The organism is Micromonospora sp. KC207 (genome assembly GCF_004348615.1).
Lineage (GTDB): Bacteria > Actinomycetota > Actinomycetes > Mycobacteriales > Micromonosporaceae > Micromonospora.
The window spans coordinates 1-2,222 of the sequence record NZ_SMKJ01000525.1 but is presented as its reverse complement, the minus strand read 5'-3'; the positions used below and the strand labels follow the sequence as shown (position 1 = coordinate 2,222).

Below are 2,222 nucleotides of genomic sequence, written 5' to 3'. Positions count from 1 at the left end.
GGCCGGGGCCGGCGAAGGCGCCGGGCACTCCGTGCCGGAACGACATGGCGTGCACCTTGCCGCCCCGCCGGACGGTGACGTCGAAGCGCCGGGAGAGGGCGTTGACGGCGGACGCGCCGACGCCGTGCAGGCCGCCGGAGGTCTTGTAGCCGGAGCCGCCGAACTTCCCGCCAGCGTGCAGGCGGGTGAGCACCAGCTCGACGCCGGAGATCCCGGACTTGGCGTGCACGTCGGTGGGGATGCCGCGGCCGTCGTCGTCGACCTGCACCGAGCCGTCGGCGTGCAGGATCACCTCGATGCGCGTGGCGTGACCCGCGACACCCTCGTCGGTGGAGTTGTCGAGGATCTCGTTGACGAGGTGACCCACGCCACGGCTGTCGGTCGAGCCGATGTACATGCCGGGACGCTTGCGGACGGCGTCCAAGCCCTCGAGATGCGTCAGGTCGTCGGCCCCGTAGAGCGTCTCAGGCTGTGCGGTCAACTGGTCGTACTCCCAGGTCTCGGCGGTGGTGGTGTCGCTCACCGGCTCGATCACCTCGCGCGGCGCGCCGCAGCGAGCCTAACCGGGAGGTGGGACAGGGCGCCGGCACCCCGCACTTCGGGCCGCGCCGCCGTCGGCGGGGGCCGTCGGACCCGGGCCTGCGGGCCCCGACACCGGGCGTCAACGCCGCCGGGTCCGCGGTTCATCCCGCCCCCGACGGTACGCGCCGCCGGCCGACGCCGCCCACCCCTGTCATTCCCGGGCCGCCGACCCGACCTCGGATCTCGGTTGCGCAGGGTGACCGCCCGTTGACGCCCGCCACACGGCCGTGATGTGATCACCACCTCGCAGAGACTTCCACATTTCCATGGATGGATGGCGTGCATGTCCGTATCCCGTCGTACCGCGCTCGCGGCGGTGCTGACCGTCGCGGCGGCGGCGCTGTCGACCGCCGTCGCGCCAACCGCCCCGGCGGTGGCCGGCCTCCCCACCGCGGCCGTGGCGCTCGGTGACAGCTTCATCAGCGGCGAGGGGGCCGGCTCGTACTCCCCGGTCGTCGACGTCAACGGCATCAGCCAGGGCTTTCCCGGCTGGGACGCGCCGAACAGCAACGCGTACTTCTGCCACCGCTCCCCCAACGCGTCGCTGTTCCAGGCCGATCTGCCGGGCATCACCGACCGGTTCAACCTGGCCTGCTCGGGTGGCCAGCCGTACGACATCGCCAGCGCCTCGGTCAACCGGACCCAGGGCCGCTCGGTCGCCTCGCAGCTCGACCAGCTCCGCGCGGTCGGTCAGACCCACGACATCGACCTGGTGCTGGTCGGTCTCGGCTCGAACAACAGTTCGTTCACCTTCGGCAGCGTGGCGGAGAAGTGCGCCAACCGGTTCATCGCCGACGCGTGGACCGGCTGGTGGGAGTTCTGGGCGTACCTGGGTGGGCCGGTGCCGCAGGAGCCGTGCACCGACGCCGACCTGGCCACCGCGGCCCAGTTCAGCGCCGCCACGGCGGAGACCACGGCGGCCGTACGGCAGCTTCTCGCCACCCTCGACCAGATCGACGCCGACGGCCAGCACCGGGTGGTCTTCCAGGACTACACCAACCCGCTGCCGTTCGACCTCGCCCCGAACTACTGGGAGGAGGACGGCCGGGCCGACGACCGGGACAAGTTCCGTGACCTCGGCGCCGAGCGGTACGCGGCCGGCTGCCCGATCCACCGCGCCAGCCTGGCGCCCGGGCACCGGTTCTCCACGGGTCTGGGCACCCTGGTCCGCTCGGTGCGCGACACCCTGGCCAGCGAGTTCCCGGCCGACGACCTAGTCTACCTGAATGTGCAGCGGGCGTTCGACGGTGCCCGGCTCTGCGAGCAGCCGACCAGCCCGTCAGGGGCGCTCGCCACGCCGATCCGGCTCATGGACGGCCCGAGCGGCACCTTCGTGACCAGCCTCGCGGGCAAAGACAAGATCGACATCGAGCGGATCGCGAACACCTGCGTGACGTACTTCCAGACCTGCCAGGAGTCGTGGCACCCGAACGTGGCCGGGCACAAGGCGCTGGGCCGGTGCCTGACCGGGGCGGCCGTCACCGGCGCCCGGGCGGTGGCCTGCGTCCGCGCGGGCGACGGAACGATCACCGTCAGCTGACCGGGAGTGCAAGGAGGGGCCCCTGTTACGCCTTCGGTATAGCAGGGGCCCCTTCCGCTCCTGGCGGCGCTGCTCCGAGCAGCTCAGTGCCGTGTACGCG

2 protein-coding genes are annotated in these 2,222 nt (G+C 72.1%); one reads left to right on the top strand and one right to left on the bottom strand.

Going from position 1 to position 2,222, the window contains the following annotated elements; genetic code table 11:
• On the bottom strand, positions 1–481 hold a 481-nt coding region (locus E1258_RS32090), incomplete at its 3' end, for an ATP-binding protein (RefSeq protein ID WP_243715823.1).
• A 384-nt stretch (positions 482–865) separates the two neighbouring features.
• On the opposite strand from E1258_RS32090, the gene E1258_RS32085 reads away from it, so the two are divergent.
• The gene (locus E1258_RS32085; RefSeq protein ID WP_132407664.1) at positions 866–2,122 is read left to right on the top strand and encodes a hypothetical protein; all 1,257 of its coding nucleotides are present in this window, start codon (positions 866–868) and stop codon (positions 2,120–2,122) included.
• The last annotated feature ends 100 nt before the right edge of the window (positions 2,123–2,222 follow it).

What these genes read in the sequence shown, in the direction of transcription:
- E1258_RS32085 (WP_132407664.1), top strand. Translation starts at nt 866, where the DNA reads ATGTCCGTATCCCGTCGTACCGCGCTCGCGGCGGTGCTGACCGTCGCG.